This is a genomic window from Sinorhizobium alkalisoli, assembly GCF_008932245.1.
Taxonomy (GTDB): domain Bacteria; phylum Pseudomonadota; class Alphaproteobacteria; order Rhizobiales; family Rhizobiaceae; genus Sinorhizobium; species Sinorhizobium alkalisoli.
Genome location: NZ_CP034909.1, coordinates 1,844,282 through 1,865,637 on the forward strand (window position 1 = coordinate 1,844,282; position 21,356 = coordinate 1,865,637).

The following is a 21,356-nucleotide window of genomic DNA, read 5'->3' on the forward strand; positions in this document are numbered from 1 at the left end:
ATCAAGGTTGGGCCCGGCGCCATGTCGCATCCTCGTCGGCAAAGGAGGACCGTCCTTGAGGAGATACTGGAAAGGACCGGAGCGCATGATAGCAGGAATCAATTGGCCGCCGCCGTTGGAAGGCGCGCGCGCCGCGGCCAACGAGGCATATGCCGAGCCGCTCGCCTGGCTCGCAAGCGCCCACAAGGAGCAGCTGGCGCTCTGCGACAGCATGGAGGCGATCGCCGACAGCCTCCCGGGTGAAATCGATCGCGAGATTTGCGCCTATGCGGCCAGGATGCTGGCGCCGATGCTGCGCCACTTTCACGCCGGCGAGGAGCGCATCGTCTTTGATTGGGTCGAGCAGCGCTTCGGCGACGATCCATCGGCGCGCGCATCGCTAGAGCGGCTGAAATTCGAGCACTGCGAGGACGAGTGCTTTGCCGAAGAGTTGACGGAGATGCTGGATCGGCTCGGCACGGCAGACCACACCGTCAACCCAGAGACGGCCGGCTACATGCTGCGCGGCTTCTTCACCGGCTTGCGCCGCCACGTCAGCTTCGAACAGGAATGCCTGCGTGGCATTGTCGCCCGGCAGGCGCATGAACCGAACTGATGGCACTGGCCGGATGGGGCGTTGACGCCTCGGCCTACAGGTTCCCGGTTCAAGCCGCGATCGCCCGCCGCCGGTCGGCCTGTTCCTGAATGACGAGAATGGCGCCGATTACCCTGCCTTTGCTCGACAGGCAGGGCGTCATCCGACAGCGGACCGGAACGGTGCTTCCGCCCACGCACTTGGCGAAGGAATAGTCGACGATTTCCCCGGCGAAGCAGCGGTCGAGACGGGATTTGACGCGCTCTTCGAACCGTTGGAGGCCGATGAATTCGACGACGTGGCGGCCGATGAGATCGATCGGCTTGCTTCCGAGATGGCTGGCATTGGCGCGGTTTGCGTAAAGATAGCGGTAGTCGGGCGTGATGACGGCGATCCGGTCGGGGAAGGAATCGAGGATCGCCTCGTTGAGCAAACCTTCGTCGGCACGCCCTCTTTTCGGCAGCTTCGGGACGCGTTCGAGCTCGAGCCCCGCGACGTCGTCCGCACCGGTCGCTGCGAAATAACGGTCGATCAGGGAGCGAAGCAATTGCGAATGGCGCAGCACGCAAGTGAGATCGTCCGCCTCGGCGCGCAGCATGTCCAGGAGAAACTGGAATTGAAGGCGTGCATCCTCGACGCTGGCCGCTTTCCGGTCATAGACCGCCCTCAGGATAGGATCGAGTTCACGGTCCAGAATGCCAATCAGATGTTCGTCTGCCACCTTTACGGCATATTGCATCTGCGAATACTTGAACCAGAACAGTTCAACCAGTTCCTTCAATTTTAAACCCCGTCTCCAGCCGACACGCCGAGCCAACCGGCGTTCCGCAGCCGATCGCCCAGTTTTGCGGATTGCCCCTCATTCAACACGCGTCCGCGCATGCTCCCCAAAACACAACAATAGGTTTATACCCAGTGCGCGCGGGCGTTCAACAGAAAGAAAGTGAACTCGACGAACCTGCAACGTTTCCGGAAGCGGCCGTCGAGCAAAAAAGAGCATCGGCCCGCCAATCGGAGGCGACTTCGGAACACGTCCGTGCTTTTTCTGTTTTACAGGCTGCGCTTGATGTGCCAGCGGTCGTGGTACCAGAGCCATTGGCCCGGATATTCACGAACCCAGCTCTCGACCTTGTCGTTCAGCATCTGCGCGGTTGCCGTGACGTCGACACTGCCGTCCGCCCGGCGCGGGATTTCGACCGCCGGCTCCAGTTCCAGCCGGAAACGGCCATCCGGCAAACGGATGCAGCGGGCCGGATAGACTTCGCAATTGAACTGCCGGACGAGTTTGGCGAGCAGCGGATTGGTCTGCACGTCGCGGCCGAAGAACTTCGTCTTCAGCCCCTTGCGGAACTTCTGGTCGACAAGGACGCCGACGCCGCCGCCGCGTTCGAGCTGACGGGCGAGCGCAAAGGAGGAGCCCGCATGGGACGGCACGAGATTGCCCATGCGGGCCTTGCGGAACTCGAACACCTTTTCGGCGAGATAGGGATTGTTCGGCGGCCGGAAGAGAACCGTCACCTCAAGCCCGAAGGCGGAACCCGCGACCGGCAGCATTTCGAAATTGCCGCTATGCGCCGTGAAAACGATGAAGGGTCGCGGATTGTCGCGCAGTTCCATGAAGAGCGGAATGCCGGAGACCTCCACCCTGCCCGGCTCGGCGCGTGCCGGATCGAAATCGAAAAGGCGATCGAGGAAGACATATTCGGCTGCGAGCCGCCCCATATTGCCCCAGCTTTCGAGCGCGATCGTCTCGATCTCCGCCTCGCTCTTCTCCGGGAAGGCATTGCGCAGATTGGTGAGCGTCAACCTGTGGCGGCGGGTTTTCGGCCCGATCCAGCGCGCGACGCGATCCATGAAATCGATCGCCGCATCCGGCGGCAGAAGCTTCAGCACCGACAGAAGCAGAAGCACGAACTGGGCAATCGCCCATTGCCTGAAGCGATCGGCGGCAAGCACCAGCCGTGTGATCAGCATGCGCACCGGCTTCAGTCCATCCTGAGGACGATCTTGCCGAAGATCTGGCGGGACTCCATCCGCTCCAGCGCCCGGTCGATGTCGGAGAGTCCGACCTCCGTGTCGATCACCGGATGAACGAGCCTGCGCGCCATCTTCTGCATGGCATTCGCCATGTTCTCCATGCGGCAGCCGAAGGAGCCGAGCAGCTTCAACTGCTGCTGAAAGAGCATCATCAGGTTCATGTCTGTCGACACGCCCGAGGTCGAGCCGCAGGTGACCAGGCGACCGCCGCGCTTCATCGACAGCATCGAGCCCGCCCAGGTGTCCTTGCCGACATGCTCGAAGACGACGTCGACGCCCTTCTTTTTCGTGAGCTTGCGCACCACGCCCTCGAAACGGTCGGTGCGGTAGTTGATGACGTGATCGGCGCCGAGCGCCTTGGCTTTCTCGATCTTGTCGTCGGAGCCAACCGTGGTGATGACCGTGCAGCCGATCTTCTTGGCGAGCTGGATGGCGGCCGTGCCGATGCCGGAGCCGCCCGCATGAACGAGGATCGTCTCGCCCGGCTCGAGCTTGGCATTGTCGAAGAGCATGTGCTCGACCGTCCCGAAGGTGACGGGCGCAAGCGCCGCACCGACCGCATCGACACCCGGAGGCGCCGGCACGAGCAGGCGCGCCGGCAGGTTGACCTTCTCCTGCGCAAAGCCGTCGAGATGGAAGCCGTGCACGCCGCCCACATGTTCGCAGAGATTGTCGCGCCCCTCCCTGCAGGGGCGGCAAAGGCCGCACGTGCGCGCCCCATAGATCGACACGAGTTGCCCCGGCAGCACATTGGCGACACCCGGCCCGATGCTCTCGACGACGCCGGAAGCCTCCGCACCGATCACCAGCGGCATCTTGCGCTTGGCGAAAGCCATGCCGCGCCAGCCCCAGACGTCGATGTGGTTGAGCGCGACCGCCTTGACGCGCAGCGTCACCTCGCCGGGACCCGGCGCCTCCGGTTCGGCCAAGTCGGTGATTTCGAGCTTGCGGTCATCGAGCAATTGCAGGGCGCGCATTGGTGTTTCCTTTGAATATTCCGATCGTCGAGCAGTTGGGCGCTACGCTGAAGGCGGAGGCGCCATACTCAAACCGGCTCCGCCGTCATCACAAGGCTGGCGTTCTGTCCGCCGAAGCCGAAGGAGTTGGACAGGACCGCCGTCACCTGCTGGTCGCGCTTCACGTTCGGAACGACGTCGAGAACGATCGCCGGATCAGGGTTCTGGTAGTTGATCGTCGGCGGCAGCGTGCCGGTCAGCATCGTCTGGATCGAGAACACGGCCTCGACCGCGCCGGCCGCGGTCAGCGTATGGCCGATCATCGACTTGTTCGACGAAACCGGAATCGATGGCAGGCGCTCGCCGAACACGGCCGACATGGAGAGATATTCCATCTTGTCATTTTCCGGCGTCGACGTGCCGTGGGCATTGATGTAGCCGATGCCGCTCTCGCCGATACCGGCATCCGCAAGTGCCGCCCGGATCGTCGCGATCGCTGGGCCGCCGTCCGGCGAGGAGCGCGTGCGGTGGAAGAGATCCGCCTTCTCGCCGCAGCCCTTCAGGATGCCGTAGACGCGCGCGCCGCGGGCGACTGCCGCCTCCAGCGACTCCAGCACCAGTGTCGCCGCCCCTTCGGCGATGACGAAGCCGTCGCGGTCCTTGGTGAAGGGTTTCGACGCCTTTTCCGGCGGGTCGTTCTGGGTCGATAGCGCCGAAAGCAGCGAGAACCGGATCAGCGACTCGGCGCTGACCGAACCGTCGGTTGCGACCGTCAGCGCCCGGTCGGTGCGGCCCTGGCGGATCGCTTCGACGCCAAGCTGGATCGCCGTGGCGCCGGACGCGCAGGCGGTCGACAGCGTCACCGGCAGACCGCGGGTACCGAAACGGTCGGCGAGACGCTCTGAAATCGAGCCGAAGAGCACCGCCTCGTGGAACACCGGATCGGCCTTCTGCCGCATGGCGGCAAGGAAACGGTTGTAGGCATCCCCCGGCCGCTCCGACGGCGGCGAGCGGTCGGCAAGCTCGAAGCGGGCGCTCCATTCCGGCTCGATCGGCGGCGCGGCGAGGAACAGCGGCCCGTTGAACTCGCCCGAAATCCCGGCCTGCGAAAGCGCCTCCAAGGTCGTCTCCCGCGCCATCGCATAGGAGCGCTCGACGGCATTTTCCGCCGGCAGCTCGATGAAGTCGACCGTACCGCAGATGCGGGTCGAGAGGCTGTCCGTCGGGAACCGGGTGATCTTGTGAATACCCGATACGCCGCCCGTGAGCGCCACCCAGTTGTCTTCGATCCCCTGGCCGAGCGAGGTGATGACGCCCATGCCCGTCACGGCGACGATCGGACGGCCGAGATGGTCCTTGTATGCCTTGCTCATGGTCGAGCTCCCTTATTCAGCGGCAAGCACGGCGATGCCTTCGCCGCGGGCATGTCCGATGGTCGTCACGACGGCTGCTTTTGCAGGCGCCGTCATCGGCGATTCGGCAGGATCGAAAGGCGGGATTTCGGCACCATGGCCGAGCGCAAGTGCGGCAAGCGCCATGCCGACCGGGAACTGCGCCTCGACACCATGACCGACGAGGCCGCCGAAGGCGCGGACCGGCCTGGCGGCGAGTTCCGTTTCGAGGAATTTTCTTTCGCGGCGAACGAGATCATGGAAACCGGAGGTTCCGGAAAACACCACGGTAGACTGCGGATCGAGGTGAGTGGCCGGCTGCGCCAGGGCTTTGAGGCGCGCCTCGAGCCGGCCCTCGTCGCGGCTGCCGCGGTCGCCGCCGATCGCATCGATCGTCGCATAGATGCGGGCGCCGCGCGCCTCGGCATGTTCGCGCGACTCGAGCACGAGGAAAGCGCCCACCGAACCGAGGATCATGCCGCCGCCATTTTCCGCCTCGCGAGACCAGATCGGATGCCACTCGCCGGTTGCATGCGCCTGGATGGCCTCGAACAGCAGCACGATGTCGAGACGCTCGGCCGAAAAAGCGCCGCCGACGAGCGTGTGGGTCGACTGCCCGGCCTTGATCCGGGCGAAAGCGGTCTCGACCGCCGAGATGCCGGCTGCCTCCTCGCCCATGAAGGTGCGCGAGGAGCCAGTGACCTTGTGCACGATGGAAATATTGCCGGCAAGCAGGTTGGAAAGCTGGGCGAGAAAGAGCGTCGGGCGCAGTTCCGTGGTCAGCTTCTCGTTCAGGAGTCGCTCGCGATCATTGCGCTTCAAGGCCTCGTCGACGATCAGCGAATCGACATTGATGTCGCGCTCGCCGCCGCCGGCGGCGACGATCATGTCCATGCTGCCACAAGCGTCGAGGTCGTCCTTCAGGCCCGCATCGTCGAGCGCAAGCCCGGCGGCGAAGACGCCGAGGCGCTGCCAGTTCTCCATCTGCCGCTGGTCGCCGCGCTTCGGGATTTGCTCGGACCAGTCGATTTCCGGCAGCGGATGAATGGGATAGGGCGCGAAACGTTCGGTTTCGATCCGCACTTTTGGTGCTTCGGCCGTGGTCAGGAGCTTCACATGCGGCTCGGTACCGACACCCTGGCTCGTCACGATGCCGACGCCGGTGATTACCACGTCGTTTGCGGATTTCGTCATCTTATTTCTCCGAACCGGCCGTTGCGGCCATGAGACCCAGTTCCTCGGCGCGCTTGCGAACGATATCGCCGAGCGGCACCTGATCGAAGGGGACCGTTCTCAGCTTCAACTGGGCATCGCAGATCTTCTTGCCGCCCGAGGCAATCTTCGCCTTGGTGACGGCGAAACCGGACCCTTCGTGCTCCAGCAGCGCCTCGATCTCGAGTTCTGCCGAGGGCTCGACGAAACTGCGCATCTTGGCGCCGTCGACCGACATCAGGAACGGCATCGCCGCGAATTTCGTCGCCGCGAGCACGAGGAAACCGGAGGCCTGCGCCATGGTCTCGATCAGGAGGACGCCCGGGACCAGTGGATAGCCGGGAAAATGCCCCTCGAAGACGGGGCTCTTGTCCGGGACGACGGAGCGTGCCGTCAGTCGGCCGGCCGTAAGATCGACACTCTCGATCCGGTCGATCATCTGGAAATACTCAAGGAGCATGAAGGCTCAACCCCTTTGGTTTCGCGGCTCAAGTAAAAATGCCGATGCCGCCTGTCAAGCGACGGACGCAGCAGGCGGCATCGGAATGGATCGAACCCGGATGGAGGCGTCAATCAGGCCTTGGCGGCCCGCAATTCGTCGATCTTGGCGCAGAGGTTCTTCAGAACGAAATATTCCTCGGTCGAGACCTTGCCTTCATTGACTTCCTGAGTCCACTGCTCCAGCGGGATCTTGATGCCGAATTCCTTGTCGATCGCGAAAACGATGTCGAGGAAATCCAGACTGTCGATGCCGAGATCGTCGATGGTGTGGCTCTCCGGCTTGATCGTCTCGCGATCGATCTCGCTCGTTTCTGCAATAATGTCGGCAACCTTGTCGAATGTAGCTGTCACGCGCAATACCTCATGAAATTCGAGTCTTGGCGATCCCTATAGAAAAATGCACCGCAAAAGCCAATGCCTCCTTGGCTACAGCGGTTGAGAATTGAAGACAGCTGTTGCTAAACGGCGACCGAGTGCCTTCCCCGCCCCGAGCGAAGATGCGCGTCGAAGGCGGCCGCGACCGTCCTCGCGAAGGGCCTGCCGCGCGAGGTCAGACCGAAGACGCCGTTCTCGATCACGGTGAGACCATCGGCGTCCTGGGCGCGAAAGAGCCGCGCCTCCTCGATGACCGCTGCGGCAAGCCCGGGAAACTCCGCCGCAATCCGCTCGAAGGAGAACCCGAACTCGCACATGATGAGCGCGATCACCCGCGCCCGCAGCCGGTCCTCCGGCGTCATCAGATAACCGCGGACGGCGGCAAGCCCGCCCTGCCCCACCTCACGCAGATATTCTCCCGTCGCCGGAATATTCTGCACGTAGCCCTGCCGGAACTGACCGATTGCCGATGCGCCGAGGCCGATCAGCGTTTCGGCGACATCATCGGTATAGCCCTGGAAGTTGCGCCGGAGCCGCCCCTCCCTACTGGCGACGGCGAGCGCATCCGCCGGCCTGGCGAAATGATCGATGCCGATCGGCTGATAGCCGGCGACGACCAGCATTTCGGCTGCACGCGACATCTGCGCATAGCGCTCGACGATGCCCGGCAGGCTCTCCTCCGGGATCATCGCCTGGTGCTTCTTCATCCACGGCACATGCGCGTAGCCGAAGAGCGCGACCCGATCCGGAGCGAGAGAAAGCGCCGCGTCGATGGTGCGCTCGAGCGACGACAACGTCTGGTAAGGCAGGCCGTAGAGCACATCGACATTGACGGAACGCACGCCGCGGGCCCGCGACGCCTCGATCGCCTCGCGCGTCTGCTCATAGGTCTGGATCCGGTTGATCGCCTTCTGCACCGTCGGATCGAAATCCTGGATGCCGAAGCTCGCCCGTGTCATGCCGATCGCCGCGAGCGCGTCGTGGCGGCCGGCGTCGAGATCGTTAGGGTCCATCTCGACGCTGATCTCGCACTCATCGGCAAAGGCGAAATGGCGGGTGAACTCTTGCCTGAGCGCAATCAGGTCCTCCGGCCGCAAAAGCGTCGGCGAACCGCCGCCGAGGTGCAGCGCGGTAACGCGGGCGCCCGCACCCGTGAGCCCGCCGGCCGTCGCGATTTCACGGCGCAGCCCCTTGAGATAGGCGGCGACCGGATCGTAGCGCAGCGTCTGCTTGGTGTGGCAGGCACAGAACCAGCAGAGCCGGTCGCAATAGGGAATATGAGCGTAGAGCGACAGCCTGTCGCCGGCGCCGAGTGCGCCGAGCCAGCCCGTATAATGTGAATTGCCGACCTCCGCCGAGAAATGCGGCGCTGTCGGATAGCTGGTATAACGCGGTACCGGCGCGGCATGTTTCAGTATCAGTGCTTCGTCCATCTTCATCTCCGCTCACAACGCAGCAGAGATAGAATGAAAGAGCAGAGCAGCGTTTGATATTGATCAAGTCGAACGACCTGCGGGCAATAGTTGATAAACGTCAAATTTGCCTGAGACATAGTTTCGCGTCTGCACGATAGGCGCCTACGAAACCTTGATTTGCCCTGCACGATCCTTTTTGCTTCGATGAGTGATAACCAAACGGGCAGGAAAAACGTGCAGATCGTCGCCGAGAACCGCCGCAAGGACATCCATAATTCGGACATCCCCGTCGTGTGCATCGCCTGCGAGGCGCGCCATGGCGGCGTCTGCGGCGCACTGACGCCCGGCCAGCTGACGGAACTCAGCCGCCATGCGACGCGGCGCTCGGTGGAGGCCGGCAGCGAGATGCTCGGCCAGGGCGAAGAGACCCGGAACCATGCCAACATCATCCGCGGGGTCGTGAAGCTGAGCAAAATGATGTCGGATGGCCGGCAGCAGATCGTCGGGCTTCAGTTCGCGCCGGACTTCATGGGCAGGCCCTTCACGCGCGAAAGCACGCTGAGTGCGGAAGCGGCGACCGATATCGACATCTGCGCCTTTCCACATGCGATCGTCGAGCGGCTGATGGCCGAGGCGCCAGGCCTCGAACACCGGCTGCACGCCCAGGCCTTGAAGGAACTCGACGAGGCCCGCGAATGGATGCTGACGCTCGGCCGCAAGACGGCCCAGGAGAAGGTTGCGAGCTTCCTTTTTCTCATCGCAACCCATTTCGACCCCGAAGAAGGCGTGGCGAACGAATTCGACCTGCCCCTCTCTCGCGCCGACATCGCCGACTACCTCGGCCTCACCATCGAGACCGTCAGCCGCCAGATCACCAAACTGCGCAAGGACGGCGTGATCCGCATCGAGAACAACCGCCGGGTCTTCGTGCCCGTCATGGCACGCTTGAAGCGCTGCGCCGGGATCGATGGCTGAACGGCAATCGCAGTGCGGCTGGTTCTGGGCCGCGACGGCAATCCAAGCACTTGAGCATCCCGGCACGGAGGCACGGCGGCCGCACCTTCGGCGGTCGCCGCGCCCTGCCACAGCCTGAACCAGCCAGCACCGGCCTGCCGAGCCGTCGGAGCGCAATCGGGATCCGCGACAACTGCATGTCTCCTTTAATCGACCTCGTTTAAAGGACAAAGACATGCAGCAGTTCAAAGTGCTACAGCGACCTTGCGCGTCTTATAAGACGCGCGGCGCTGAAGCGCGCCGCCAGGAGCCGATATCAGCGGCGTATCAAAGGGAAAGACGCATAAGCGATCTGCCCGGCGAGGCCGAGCAGATCGGCGGGGTTCGTGTAGAGCGCTAGATGCTCGGTGATCGTGCGATGCCAAAGCACGGCCGACAGCGCCACTTCTGTCAGCATCAGCAAAACGAAGGCGACCGCCCCCGTGCCGGCGGCTTCGGATAGCGTCAGTGTGCTGCCACGCAGAAGCCAACCGCAAATGATCCACGCCGCGGTCAGGATCACTGGCAGTTCGACCGCCACGGCACCAAGTCCGCCCAACCGGGGGATCAGGACCAGCGTACGGATCGTCCCCAGCACGAATCCGACCATGAAAACCGCAGCGAAGTAGAGCGTGCCGAGACGAATGGCCCTCATGCTCTGATGACCGCTTCCACCGGGCGGCGTAGCGAAACGCCCTCTCCGAATCGTTCCTCCGCGCCCTAACGAAACAATTGACAGTCCAACCAAAACGGCGCTCCGTAGTTCGACGGGATGGATCTTGGCACTCTTGGTTGTGCCAGCCTTCGCCGCCACGGTAGGGAGGATGCAATGCCGACGGTCATTGGCTACCATAACATCACGAAGGGCACCAAGCACTGGCTCGACTCACCGAGGCGCAAAGAGTTTTTTGGTCCGCTCGGCGTGACCAACATACGAACCTTTGTAGATCCACAAGATCCGACTCGGGTCGCCGTTCTTATGGACGTTCCGGACATGGACGCCATGATGAAAGCTATGCAGAGCAAGGAAGCCGCGGATGCGATGGCCTTCGATGGAGTGGTGCCGGAGTCCTTGGTGATCCTGGTCGAATCGCAAAGCTGATTGCTTCGCTGGCGAGGGTTAGCAGCGGTTGCCCTGCAGTTCCGGTCATTCTGGAATTGGTGTAGTTGGCCATTGGCCTGAACCTTCGCAATCCACCGAAACGGCCGTTAACCACGGGCGCCAACCCCGTTAGGTTTTCACTACCAGCCGGAGGCAAGAAGCAAGAAGGGAAGAGCCAACGCGGCGATGGCCAGAGTCATTACCGAACAGGCCGCGTAGAAGACCGAAACGGCGGCATCGACATCCTCGGCGGTCGCGATCGGCCGCCCGGTTCCGTTAATCATCGGCTCGTCCACCGTCACGCCGCCATAGATCCGCGGCCCCGCCAACTGGATATCCAGTGCGCCCGCCATCGCCGCTTCCGGCCATCCGGAATTCGGCGAGCGGTGCAGGCCGTGGTCGCGCCGCGCCACGTCGATTGTGGCTCTTGCCGCCTCGGCGCCGCGCCTCAGATAGGCGCCGACGGCAACGAGGAGGACCGAAAGCCGCGCTGCCGGAAGATTGGCAAGGTCATCCAGCCGCGCGGAAGCCCAGCCGAAATGCAGATAGCGTGGGCTCTTGTGCCCGATCATCGAATCCGCGGTGTTGAGCATCTTATAGGCGAGCAACCCCGGAAGGCCGGCCAAGGCGTACCAGAGGGCGGGAGCAACGACCCCGTCGGAGAAATTCTCGGCGAGACTCTCGATCCCCGCGCGGCAGACGCCCGGTTCGTCGAGCGTGTTCGGATCGCGCCCGACAATCAGGGACACCGCCTCGCGGCCGCCCGCAAGGCCGTCGCGGCGAAGGCCGTCGGCAACCCGGACCACGTGATCGGCAAGGCTTTTCTGCGCGAGGAAGACGGCAACGAGGATTGCCTCGAAGAGAAAACCGACTGCGCCGAGGACATTGAAAAGGCGGTCGAGCACGACGCCCACCACCATGCTCGCAACGACAAGAACCGCGATCGTCACCAGCCCGCGCAGCCTTAAGGAACCCTTCCCCAGTTCGGCTTGGTTCAATCCTTTGTCGAATAGGCCGATGGCCTGGCCGAAGTGGACGATCGGATGGGTGATCCGCGACCATAGCCAGTCCGGATCGCCGAGGAGACGGTCGATAAGCAGTGCCACCGCCAGGATGAGAAGGGTTTCCGACATCTAGACGCCTGCCCCTTTCAAGGCTTCGGCGAGCCGGAGATCCCCGTGCTCGTCCGCCGCAGGGCCTAGCCGCAGCCAATGCGGGTTGTAATCGAATTTGCGGGTTAGGATGCGCGCCCCGCAAAGGTCCTCGTGAAGGGCCTGGGCGCGCTCATGTTCGACGAGAGCGAACAGACCCGTACCGCCGATCACCTTGAGCCCGGCCCCCGCGAGCACCGCATCCAGACCGGCCTTCCGCTCCCAGATGCGTTTGGCGACTGCCCCGGTATCCGCGGCCATCAGCTTGGCCGACAAGGCCAGCGCCGGACCGGAAACGGCCCACGGCCCCAGCCGCTCGCGCAGCGACTCCAGCACGGGTGCCGTGGCGATCACGAAGCCAAGGCGCAGACCGGCAAGCCCGAAGAATTTGCCGAAAGAGCGGAACACGACCAGGTTGTCGTGGTCCGCCACGTGCGGCGCAACGCTTGCCGCCGGATAGAGATCGCCGAAGGCTTCATCGACCACGAGAAGGCCGCCGCGCGCGGCCATCGCCTCGGCTACAGCCAGGATTTGCTCCGGCTGGAAATGCCGACCGGTGGGATTGTTGGGATTGACGATCACGGCGAACGGGGCAGCGGCCAGATCGTCGACGGTCTCGACGAGATCGACGACCATGCCGCCAGCCTGAAGCACGCGGGCATATTCGCCATAGGTCGGCGCAAGGATCGCGGCCCGTCCCGCCGAGCCCGCGAGCGGCGGCAGCAACTGGATAGCCGCCTGCGTGCCGGGCACCGGCAAAGGCGGCAGATCGCCGGTTCGGTAGTAGCGGCTTGCCGCCACGCGCGCCGCCTGTTCCAGATGCTTGTCCGGCAGGCGGTGCCAGACGCGCGGATCGATCTCGGGAATGGTCACCGGACACGGGTTGATACCGGTCGAAAGGTCGAGCCAGTCTTCAGGCGCGCCGCCGAATCGCGCCGCCGCCTCGCTGATGCCGCCGCCGTGCACGAGCGGAGCCGTCATGGGGCCTCCAGCCGGTCGATGAGGTGCATGAAGGATCCCGCGACATTTCTTCGGCGCAGGCCCGCCCGTCCGAGGTCCTCCCCGGCCGCGTCCGTCACCGAGAAAAGCGGTTCGGCCGCTCCCGCCGAAACGATGGTCGCATAATGGAATTCGTGTGCCGTCATGGGGCCGTCGAAAAACGTGGTGTCGACGGGATGGAGACGGCGATAGCCGAGATGCCGCTTGCGCTCGGCAAAACTGGTGACGAGCGGCAGCAGGCCCAGCATTTCGTGCCGGCGGCCGTCCGCGGCAACAAGCCCCTCCCCGAGCGCCATGTAGCCGCCGCATTCGCCGAAGACGCGAACGCCCCGCTCCGCCGCTTGACGCACGCCGTTGCGGAAGCCGCGAGCACCGGCAAGGCGTTCCGCGTGCAGTTCCGGATAGCCACCGGGAAGATAGACTGCCTCCGCAGCGCCGTCCGGCCCGTCGTCCGCAAGCGGCGAGAAGAAGGAAAGTTCGGCGCCCTGCCCGCGCCAGCCGGCAATGAGATGCTCGTAAACGAAGGCGAAGGCAACATCACGGGCAATGGCGATCCGCTGGCCGAGCGGCTTGAGCGCGGCGGGTGCCGGTCTGGTCTGCAATGGCAACGGCAAGGCGGCGGCAAGAATGGCATCGAGATCGCAATCGGCCTCGATTGTGGCGGCAGCATGGTCGATGAAGCTTTCGAGCGCGCCGTGCTCCCCCGCCTGGACGAGACCGAGATGGCGTTCGGGCAGCCTTAGCGCGGCATCCTGACGGATAACGCCGAAGATCGGCACCGAAATGCGGCCGAGCGCGTCGCGCAGCATCGCCTCGTGGCGGTCGCTGCCGACCCGGTTGAGGATGACGCCCGCAACGCGGACATCGTCGCGATGGCCCGCATAGCCGCGCACCAGCGCCGCGACCGAATGAGACAGGCGGGCGCAATCGACGACGAGAATCACCGCAAGCCCGAGCGTGGCAGCGAGATCGGCCGGAGTTCCGCTGCCGTCGGCGGCGCCGTCATAGAGCCCCATCATCGCCTCGACGATGAGCGTGCAGCCGTCGGCCGAAGCCCGCCCCGCGTTGGCAAGAAGCAGATCCCGCCGCATCGCCCAGGGATCGTAGTTGAGGCAAGGCTCGCCGCTTGCCGCCGCATGGAAGGCGGGATCAATGTAATCCGGCCCCGCCTTGCCGGGCGAAATCGAATGTCCCCGCCTCTTGAGCGCCCGCATCAGGCCGAGCGTCACCGTCGTCTTGCCCGAGCCGGAGCTCGGAGCAGCAATCATCAGGCCGCTCATGCCGGGTTCCGGGAGCGATCTGGCAGCGGACCGGTTACAAGTTTGCGGCCATCGAGCGCACCCCTCCAGTCGAGCGACGGGCGCAGCCGCACCACCTCGCCGACGACGACGATCGCCGGCGGCTCGAGACCGGACGCCGCAACGTCGGCCTCCGCGCGCGACAGCGTGGTTTCGAGCACCTCCTGGTCCGCCGTCGCCGCATTGCAGACGAAGGCGACCGGCTCGTCCGGCGCCCGGCCGGCGGCAATGAGGTTCGCGGCAATCTGGCCGATATGCTTCATCGCCATATACATGACGATGACCGGCGAGCCCTTGGCGATGCCTCCCCAATTGATCCGGTCCGGCACGACGCCGGAGGAATCATGGCCCGTGAGGAACGTGACCGCATGGTTCACTTCCCTGTGGGTAACGGGGATGCCGGCATAGGCGAGGCCGCCGATGCCCGCCGTGATGCCAGGCACGATGCGAAACGGAATGCCATGTTCGACCAGCGTCAGCGCTTCTTCGCCGCCCCGCCCGAACACGAAGGGATCGCCGCCCTTCAACCGCAGCACCCGCAGCCCCGACCGGGCCAGTTCGACGAGCCGCAGCGAGATATCGCGCTGCTTCGGCGAAGGCTTGCCGCCGCGCTTGCCCGCGAATTCGAGCGTTGCACCGGGTTTGGCGAGCTTCAGGCACTCGCCATTGACCAGCGCGTCGTGGACGATGACATCCGCCTGGCGCAGCGCATTGGCCGCGTGAAGCGTGAGGAGACCGGGATCGCCCGGCCCCGCCCCGACCAGCCACACGGCTCCCGGCTCAAGTTCGGGCAGACCGGCGAATAGGATTTCCGTCATCATCTCTCACTCCCGACCGAGCGAAGCTTACCCCCTCTGGCCTGCCGGGGGTTGACCGTTGCCGTCATCATTCCACTCCCCGCTGGCCGCAGGCAACACCATTGCAAACCACACCGGCTAACGCCGCCGTCGCACGCGCCGAGCGGATCTTCGGGACAATCAGCACCGCATCCGGCCCGGCACCGGCGAGAGCGGCCCCTTCCGCCACGCCATGGCAGCCGGTATGGGCAAAGACAATTTCGGAGGGATTTTGCAACCGGTCCGCCTCCGCCTCGAGCGTCGCCGCATCGAAAAAGCGAATCGGCACGGCAAAGTGCTGTGCGACGGCGTGAATGGCGAGCTCCTCCGAACGTGCATCGAGAGATGCGATGAGAGCGAGATCGCTCCCGCTGGCTCCGGCATCCGCAAGCGCCTGCTCGGCCAGTCCGATCACTTCCTCCGGTGCAGTTCGGCGCTCGCAGCCGAGGCCGAGAACGAGTTTTCCATTGGTGACGGCTGACCCCTCGGCCCAAGGCATGCGGTGCGGCTCCCTACAGCGCGGCCCCTCCGGCACGCAAGCTGAAACTCGGTTGATTGCTGCACGGGGCTTTCGTTTCCAGAGCCCAGCGCAGCGGTCGGCGTTCCATACGAAGCGCCGGCCGGGGCGTGAGCCCACACCGGTCTGGACAGCACCGGATCGGGCCCCCTGCCTGGGTCGGCCGCACCGGACGCTCTTTCAGTCCGCCTCCGCGGACGCCGTCGCATGATCGCTATATCTATCCGAAGGCCATCCGGGCGGTCAAACCGGATTGCGCCATCGCCACGTCGTAAACGGTGCAGTTATGAGTCACTCGCGGCGCTGGCGCGGAATACCCCTCGGACCGCCGCCGACATTTCTTTGCATTTGGGCGCCACGTCTGACAGAAGACGAAGCAATCTCACTGCCATTCTCTTCGAGCCTTCCGTGACCGACCTCGCCTTCCATCTCCTCATCTTTCTGTTCGCGGCGGCCTTCATCGCCGGATTCATCGACTCAATTGCCGGCGGCGGCGGTATGGTGACCATTCCGGCCATGCTGATCGCAGGCATTCCGCCGCTGGAAACGCTCGGCACCAACAAGCTACAGTCCCTCTTCGGCTCGGGCTCGGCGAGCCTCGCCTATGCGCGGCACGGGCATGTGGGTCTGCAGGAGCAATTGCCGATGGCGCTGATGTCGGCGCTGGGCTCGGTCCTCGGCGCGCTCCTCGCGACCATCGTTCCGGCCGACGCGCTCAAAGGCGTGCTGCCGTTCCTCCTGATCGCGATTGCCATCTATTTCGGCCTGAAACCAAATGTCGGCGATATCGAGAGGCATCGCCGCATCTCGGCATTCCTCTTCACCCTCACCTTCGTGCCGCTGATCGGCTTCTACGACGGCGTCTTCGGGCCCGGCACCGGTTCCTTCTTCATGCTCGGCTTCGTCTCGCTCGCAGGCTACGGCATCCTCAAGGCGACGGCGCATACGAAGTTCCTGAACTTCGGCTCCAATCTCGGCGCCTTCATCGTCTTCCTGCTTTACGGCGTCGTGCTGTGGAAGGTCGGATTGGTGATGGGCGTCGGCCAGTTCCTCGGTGCGCAGGTCGGCTCGCGCTATGCCATGGCCAAGGGCGCGAAGATCATCAAGCCGCTACTCGTCATCGTCTCGATCGTCCTTGCCGTCCGCCTCCTGGCCGATCCGGGGCAGCCGTTGAGGATCTGGCTCGGGGTGTGAGCGAAGGCGAACGGCACCGCGACGCCTAGCGCATCGGCCCGAAAATCGTACCCGATTTTAGGAAAGCTCGATGCGGCAGATTCAAAGAGTTACAGCGACCTTTGCGCGCCCGAAAGCGTCCGAAAAGATGCGCGGCGCTGTAATGTCCGCGACGCCATCGCCCCCCGGATCAGAATTCGACGCCCTTCTGCCCCTTGATGCCGGATCGGAAGGGATGCTTGATCAGCTCCATTTCCGTCACGAGGTCGGCGAACTCGATCAGGTCCTCCTTGGCGTTGCGGCCGGTCAGGACCACATGGGTCATGGGCGGCTTTTCCTCCTTCAGGAACCGGATCACCTCGGCGACGTCGAGGTAGTCGTAGCGGAGCGCGATATTAATCTCGTCGAGCAGCACCATGGAGTTGCGTTCGTCGCGGATCAGTTCCTTGGCCTTTTCCCAGGCCTTCTCCGCCATGGCGACGTCGCGGGCGCGGTCCTGCGTTTCCCAGGTGAAGCCTTCGCCGAGCGTGTGGAACTGGCAGAGGTCGCCGAAATGCTTCTCGATCAGATCGCGCTCGCCGGTATGCATGGCACCCTTGATGAACTGCACGACCGCTGAGGGCATGCCATGGGCGATGTGGCGGAAGATCATGCCGAAACCGGCGGTCGACTTGCCCTTGCCCTTGCCGGTATGGACGATGACCAGACCCTTTTCGTCCGTCTTCGTCGCCATGATCTTGTCGCGCGCCGTCTTCTTCTTCGCCATCTTCATGGCGTGGCGGGCTTCGTCCTTCTCGGCCGTCGACTCGTTCACCGTCTCTTCGCTCATCGTCTCACTCCCTGTTGTGTCCGGCCCCGCCGGTGTGCGCGGCAAGGCCGCTCAGTTCAAATCGCGCCGAATTCGAGCGCGGCGTCCACAGCCCCCGCTCGACCGCCTCCAGAAGCCGCTCCGACATTTCGGCAAGAGCGGCCGGGTTCTTCTCGCGGAGGAATTCGAGCACTTTCTCGTCGGCAATATAGGCCCGGTAGGCGGCCTCGAAGTGGTGGTCGCGCACCGCCCCGGTCGTCGCGGCGAAGGCGAACATGTAATCGACCGTCGCGGCCATCTCGAAGGCGCCCTTGTAGCCGTGGCGCATCACGCCGTCGATCCATTTCGGATTGACGACGCGGGCGCGAACCACGCGGCCGATCTCCTCCTCGAGCGAGCGGATCACCGGCTTTTCCGGCCGCGAATGGTCGTTGTGATAGATCGCAGGACGCGCGCCGCCCAGTCGCTCGGCGGCAGCGCTCATGCCCCCCTCGAACTGATAGTAGTCGTCGCTGTCGAGCAGATCGTGCTCGCGATTGTCCTGGTTCTGGACGACCGCCTCGATCGAGCGCAGCCGTTCTTCGAAAAGGCCCCGCTCCGCCTTGCCGTCCTCGCCGGCGCCATAGGCGTAGCCGCCCCAGGTCAGATAGGCCTCGGCGAGATCGCCGCGGTCCTCCCAGCCCTTCTCGTCGATCAGCGCCTGCAGGCCCGCTCCGTAAGCGCCGGGTTTTGCGCCGAAGACGCGGTAGGACGCCCGCCGCGCCGCCTCCTTGGCATCGATACCCTCGCCTTCGAGACGCCGAGCCTCCGCGCGCATGCGGGCGGCGATCATGTTGTCGGCATCGTCCTCGTCGAGCGCGCCGATCGCTTGCATCGCCTTGTCGAAAAGCGCGATCTGATCCGGAAAGGCGTCACGGAAGAAACCGGAAATGCGTAAGGTGACGTCGACGCGCGGACGGCCGAGCACGGCGAGCGGCACGATCTCGTAGCCGGTCACCCGCCGCGAGGCCATGTCCCAGAGAGGCTTGGCGCCGATCAGCGCCAGCGCCTGGGCGATGTCGTCGCCGCCGGTGCGCATGTTGGAGGTGCCCCAGGCGGTGAGCCCGAAGGAGGTCGGCCACTCGCCGTGGTCCTGCAGGTAACGGCGGATCAGCAGTTCGGCCGATTTCCTGCCGAGCTCATAGGCCGCCGGCGTCGGCACGGCGCGGCTGTCGACGGAGTAGAAGTTGCGGCCGGTCGGCAGCACATCGGGGCGTCCGCGCGTCGGCGCGCCGGAGGGACCCGGCGGCACGAAGCGGCCGTCGAGACCGGTGAGCAGGCCCTTGATCTCGGCTTCACCCGAGCCCTCGATCGAAGGCTTCAGACGGGTGTCGATCTCGTCGAGCACCTTCCGGGTGTTGCTCCAGCCCTCCGGACAGGCGATTTCGCCGGAGACGAGCTTTGTCGCAAGCAGTTCGATGCGCTCGACCGTATCGCCGGCGGTGCGCCAGGGGGCGTCCGAGACACTCGCAAGGAGGCCGGGTTTCGGTCCGGTCCAGGGGGTGGAGAGAATGCAGTCGAGGGGATCGAAGGGTTGCGCTTGCGGGGAAGTACCGCTCACCCCCAGATCCACCGCAATCGCCCGCTGCAGGCTCTGGTCCCCGCCATCGCTTAAGCCCCGCGGCACCCGGGCGAGCGCCACGGTGAGATCGGTCAGTAGCCGCCCTTGGGGCGCCACGCCAAATATGTGCAACCCGTCGCGGATCTGCATTTCCTTGAGATCGCAGAGATAGGCGTCGAGCTTCTCCAGCGCCGCCTCGTCATTGTCGCCCTTGCCGATGCCGGCATCATGGTCGAGGCCGATGTCGCGCACGAGGTCGAGGATCTGGCGGCTGAGGAGACGCAGGCGGCGTGGATCGCTGCCGGCCGCCTCGTAGTATTCGTCGACCAGCGCCTCCAGGTCCTTGAGCGGCCCATAGCATTCCGCCCGCGTCAGCGGCGGGGTCAGGTGGTCGATGATGACGGCGCTCGTGCGGCGCTTGGCCTGCGTGCCCTCGCCCGGATCGTTGACGATGAAGGGATAGAGATGCGGCGTCGGCCCGAAGACCGCCTCGGGATAGCACGCCTCCGACAGCGCCAGCGCCTTGCCGGGCAGCCATTCGAGATTGCCGTGCTTGCCCATGTGAACAATAGCGTCGGCACCGAAGACCTGGCGCAGATAGGCGTAGAAGGCGATATAGCCATGCGGCGGCACGAGGTCCGGCGCGTGATAGGTTTCCTTCGGATCGATATTGTAGCCGCGCGCCGGCTGAATGCCGACGAGCACGTCGCCGAAACGGGCGAGCGGCAGCGCGAAGGCCCCGTCGAGGAAGAAGGGATCGGCCTCAGGCTCGCCCCAGCGCTCCGTCACCTCCTCTTGAATCTTTTTCGGAAGAGACGCGAAGAAGTCGCTGTATCGATTCAGGGAAATGCTTTCGCGAATCTCCCGGTCGCGGCTCGCGGCGTTGGTCGGCCCGGCCATCAGGAAGCGCATCAGCGCATCGCCGTCCGCAGGCAGATCGCCGACGCGATACCCTTCCGCCGCCATCGCTTTCAGCACTTCGATCGTGCCGGCCGGCGTGTCGAGGCCGACGCCGTTGCCGAGGCGGCCGTCGCGGTTCGGGTAATTGGCCATGACGACCGCGATCCGGCGCCCGCCGGGCTCGGTGCGTCTGAGCGTCGTCCAATTGGCGGCGAGACGGGCTGAAAATTGCACGCGATCGTGAAGCGGCTCATGGCCGACGATATTGGCTTCGACCAGCGGGTCGTAAACCGAGGCCGCCTTGAAGGAGACGGCACGAGACAGGATGCGCCCGTCCACTTCCGGCAGCGCGACATTCATGCCGAGATCGCGCGCCATCAGCCCCTGCGGCGAGGCTTCCCAGGCCGCGCGCGACGAGCCGGAGAAGATCACCTGCAAGACCGGCGCCCCGGTCGATTCGAGCACCGTCGGCCGGCGGTCGGCACCCGGCGCCGAGACGGCAAAGCCGGTGGCATTCATCACCACGTCAGGGGCGGCTTCCGCAAAGATCGCCTCGAGCGTGCCGATCGAAACCGCGTCCTTGAGGCTGGAAACGAAGACCGGCAAGGCCCGCATGCCTTCCGCGGCGAGCGCCTCGATCAGCGCCTCGACGGGCTTGGTTTCTCCGCTCTGGACGAGAGCGCGGTAGAAGCAGATGGCGACAGTGGGTTCGGCTTTCTTCGACTCCGTCGAACTCACCCCGCCTCCACCAACTAAGCGCATCCACTCCCCAACCCCGACAACCCCTGCCCCCGGCCACCAGATGCCGGCCTTGAGCAAGGGCCGCGCGGGTTCCGGCCTCTCGCCGTCCTCGATCAGTGCCTCGGCATAGTCCAGAAACAGCCCGGCGTTGTCGGCACCGCCTTCGGTGAAATAGGCCCACAGGCGCTGACGATCCTCCGCGGAAACCGTCGAAAACGGCTCGAGGCCCGGATCGGGCTTGTCGTCGCCGGGCACCACGGCAATCTGGAACCCGTTCGCGATCGCCGCTGCGTGCAGCGCCTCCAGCACGTAGCGGAAATAGCTGGCGCCGCCGAGCGGGCGCACGACGATCAGCTTGGCATGCCGCGCCGTCCGCTCGACATAGGTGTCGACCGACATCGGATGCATCAGGTTCATCAGGCTGGCGATGCGCAGGCTTCGCGCTCGCACGCGCCCGCGATGGGCGGCGGCGATCGCGGCAATTTCCGTGTCGGCGGCCGAGAGGAACAGGATATCGGCCGGGCTCTGGCCGAGATCGATCGCCTCGTTGCCGTCGGCAATCGTGCCTTTCTGCGCTAGGAGGAGGTGCATGGGACCTCCTCATAACAGAACCCTGCCAAGAAAAACTCCTCCCCAACCCCTCCCCACAAGGGGGAGGGGCTTACCTTGCCGCGCTGTCTCTGGCTCCGCCTGAAAAAATGCAGGCCAGCGCCGCCGGCACCTAGCCCCTCCCCCTTGTGGGGAGGGGTTGGGGAGGGGTAATTCATGACTAAACCC

The 21,356-nt window shown here is 64.6% G+C and carries 20 protein-coding genes; 4 read left to right on the forward strand and 16 right to left on the reverse strand.

The genetic code is table 11. The annotated features are described in order from the left end of the window. Nucleotides 1-85 precede the first annotated feature (85 nt). On the forward strand, nucleotides 86-595 hold the full coding sequence (locus EKH55_RS09020; RefSeq protein ID WP_069458312.1) for a hemerythrin domain-containing protein: 510 nt from the start codon (nucleotides 86-88) through the stop codon (nucleotides 593-595). A 49-nt stretch (nucleotides 596-644) separates the two neighbouring features. Here the strand turns inward: EKH55_RS09020 and EKH55_RS09025 are convergent, their stop codons facing one another. The 8 genes from EKH55_RS09025 to hemN all read right to left on the reverse strand — a co-directional run bounded on the left by EKH55_RS09025 (nucleotide 645) and on the right by hemN (nucleotide 8,479). Further along, complete coding sequence (locus EKH55_RS09025) at nucleotides 645-1,355, reverse strand: PAS domain-containing protein (protein WP_083265300.1); 711 nt, start codon at nucleotides 1,353-1,355, stop codon at nucleotides 645-647. Nucleotides 1,356-1,624: 269 nt separating this feature from the next. Further along, nucleotides 1,625-2,548, reverse strand: coding sequence for a lipid A biosynthesis lauroyl acyltransferase (locus tag EKH55_RS09030; protein ID WP_069458311.1), 924 nt, complete (start codon nucleotides 2,546-2,548; stop codon nucleotides 1,625-1,627). An 11-nt stretch (nucleotides 2,549-2,559) separates the two neighbouring features. Then, on the reverse strand, nucleotides 2,560-3,588 hold the full coding sequence (locus tag EKH55_RS09035) for a zinc-binding dehydrogenase (protein WP_069458310.1): 1,029 nt from the start codon (nucleotides 3,586-3,588) through the stop codon (nucleotides 2,560-2,562). 68 nt (nucleotides 3,589-3,656) lie between these two features. Beyond that, nucleotides 3,657-4,940 carry a beta-ketoacyl-ACP synthase gene (locus tag EKH55_RS09040; protein ID WP_069458309.1) on the reverse strand — a complete coding sequence of 428 codons (1,284 nt, stop codon included), beginning with the start codon at nucleotides 4,938-4,940 and terminating at the stop codon, nucleotides 3,657-3,659. 12 nt (nucleotides 4,941-4,952) lie between these two features. Beyond that, complete coding sequence (locus EKH55_RS09045; protein WP_069458308.1) at nucleotides 4,953-6,152, reverse strand: beta-ketoacyl-ACP synthase; 1,200 nt, start codon at nucleotides 6,150-6,152, stop codon at nucleotides 4,953-4,955. 1 nt (nucleotide 6,153) lies between these two features. Then, nucleotides 6,154-6,630 carry a 3-hydroxyacyl-ACP dehydratase FabZ family protein gene (locus tag EKH55_RS09050; RefSeq protein WP_069458307.1) on the reverse strand — a complete coding sequence of 159 codons (477 nt, stop codon included), beginning with the start codon at nucleotides 6,628-6,630 and terminating at the stop codon, nucleotides 6,154-6,156. Between the two features lie 113 nt (nucleotides 6,631-6,743). Beyond that, complete coding sequence (locus EKH55_RS09055) at nucleotides 6,744-7,022, reverse strand: acyl carrier protein (protein ID WP_012708338.1); 279 nt, start codon at nucleotides 7,020-7,022, stop codon at nucleotides 6,744-6,746. Between the two features lie 107 nt (nucleotides 7,023-7,129). Beyond that, nucleotides 7,130-8,479 carry an oxygen-independent coproporphyrinogen III oxidase gene (gene hemN, locus EKH55_RS09060; protein WP_069458306.1) on the reverse strand — a complete coding sequence of 450 codons (1,350 nt, stop codon included), beginning with the start codon at nucleotides 8,477-8,479 and terminating at the stop codon, nucleotides 7,130-7,132. A gap of 186 nt (nucleotides 8,480-8,665) precedes the next feature. Here hemN and EKH55_RS09065 point away from each other — a divergent pair, with 186 nt between their 5' ends. Then, on the forward strand, nucleotides 8,666-9,436 hold the full coding sequence (locus EKH55_RS09065; protein ID WP_069458597.1) for a Crp/Fnr family transcriptional regulator: 771 nt from the start codon (nucleotides 8,666-8,668) through the stop codon (nucleotides 9,434-9,436). A gap of 295 nt (nucleotides 9,437-9,731) precedes the next feature. Here the strand turns inward: EKH55_RS09065 and EKH55_RS09075 are convergent, their stop codons facing one another. Next, nucleotides 9,732-10,109: a hypothetical protein gene (locus tag EKH55_RS09075; RefSeq protein WP_151611372.1), complete on the reverse strand. Its 378-nt coding sequence runs from the start codon at nucleotides 10,107-10,109 to the stop codon at nucleotides 9,732-9,734. 174 nt (nucleotides 10,110-10,283) lie between these two features. Here EKH55_RS09075 and EKH55_RS09080 point away from each other — a divergent pair, with 174 nt between their 5' ends. Continuing rightward, nucleotides 10,284-10,556 (forward strand): hypothetical protein, encoded by a 273-nt coding sequence (locus EKH55_RS09080; protein WP_069458304.1) that lies wholly within the window; start codon nucleotides 10,284-10,286, stop codon nucleotides 10,554-10,556. A gap of 140 nt (nucleotides 10,557-10,696) precedes the next feature. Here the strand turns inward: EKH55_RS09080 and cbiB are convergent, their stop codons facing one another. The 5 genes from cbiB to EKH55_RS09105 all read right to left on the reverse strand — a co-directional run bounded on the left by cbiB (nucleotide 10,697) and on the right by EKH55_RS09105 (nucleotide 15,339). Continuing rightward, nucleotides 10,697-11,689, reverse strand: a complete 993-nt coding sequence (gene cbiB, locus EKH55_RS09085; protein ID WP_151611373.1) for an adenosylcobinamide-phosphate synthase CbiB — start codon at nucleotides 11,687-11,689, stop codon at nucleotides 10,697-10,699. Beyond that, nucleotides 11,690-12,688 carry a threonine-phosphate decarboxylase CobD gene (cobD, locus tag EKH55_RS09090; RefSeq protein WP_151611374.1) on the reverse strand — a complete coding sequence of 333 codons (999 nt, stop codon included), beginning with the start codon at nucleotides 12,686-12,688 and terminating at the stop codon, nucleotides 11,690-11,692. It lies immediately after the preceding gene. After that, entirely contained in the window at nucleotides 12,685-13,986 is a 1,302-nt protein-coding gene (locus EKH55_RS09095; protein WP_151611375.1) for a cobyrinic acid a,c-diamide synthase CobB, read from the reverse strand. The genes cobD and EKH55_RS09095 overlap by 4 nt, the downstream gene beginning before the upstream one ends. Next, on the reverse strand, nucleotides 13,983-14,822 hold the full coding sequence (gene cobA, locus EKH55_RS09100; RefSeq protein ID WP_151611971.1) for a uroporphyrinogen-III C-methyltransferase: 840 nt from the start codon (nucleotides 14,820-14,822) through the stop codon (nucleotides 13,983-13,985). The genes EKH55_RS09095 and cobA overlap by 4 nt, the downstream gene beginning before the upstream one ends. Before the next feature lie 67 nt (nucleotides 14,823-14,889). After that, nucleotides 14,890-15,339: a cobalamin biosynthesis protein gene (locus EKH55_RS09105; protein ID WP_151611376.1), complete on the reverse strand. Its 450-nt coding sequence runs from the start codon at nucleotides 15,337-15,339 to the stop codon at nucleotides 14,890-14,892. 426 nt (nucleotides 15,340-15,765) lie between these two features. Between EKH55_RS09105 and EKH55_RS09115 the strand changes: the two genes are divergently transcribed. Beyond that, the gene (locus EKH55_RS09115) at nucleotides 15,766-16,551 is read left to right on the forward strand and encodes a TSUP family transporter (RefSeq protein ID WP_151611378.1); all 786 of its coding nucleotides are present in this window, start codon (nucleotides 15,766-15,768) and stop codon (nucleotides 16,549-16,551) included. 169 nt (nucleotides 16,552-16,720) lie between these two features. On the opposite strand, the gene cobO is transcribed toward EKH55_RS09115, so the two are convergent. Beyond that, on the reverse strand, nucleotides 16,721-17,359 hold the full coding sequence (gene cobO, locus EKH55_RS09120) for a cob(I)yrinic acid a,c-diamide adenosyltransferase (protein WP_151611379.1): 639 nt from the start codon (nucleotides 17,357-17,359) through the stop codon (nucleotides 16,721-16,723). Between the two features lie 4 nt (nucleotides 17,360-17,363). Beyond that, the gene (cobN, locus tag EKH55_RS09125; RefSeq protein WP_151611380.1) at nucleotides 17,364-21,170 is read right to left on the reverse strand and encodes a cobaltochelatase subunit CobN; all 3,807 of its coding nucleotides are present in this window, start codon (nucleotides 21,168-21,170) and stop codon (nucleotides 17,364-17,366) included. Nucleotides 21,171-21,356: the final 186 nt, after the last annotated feature.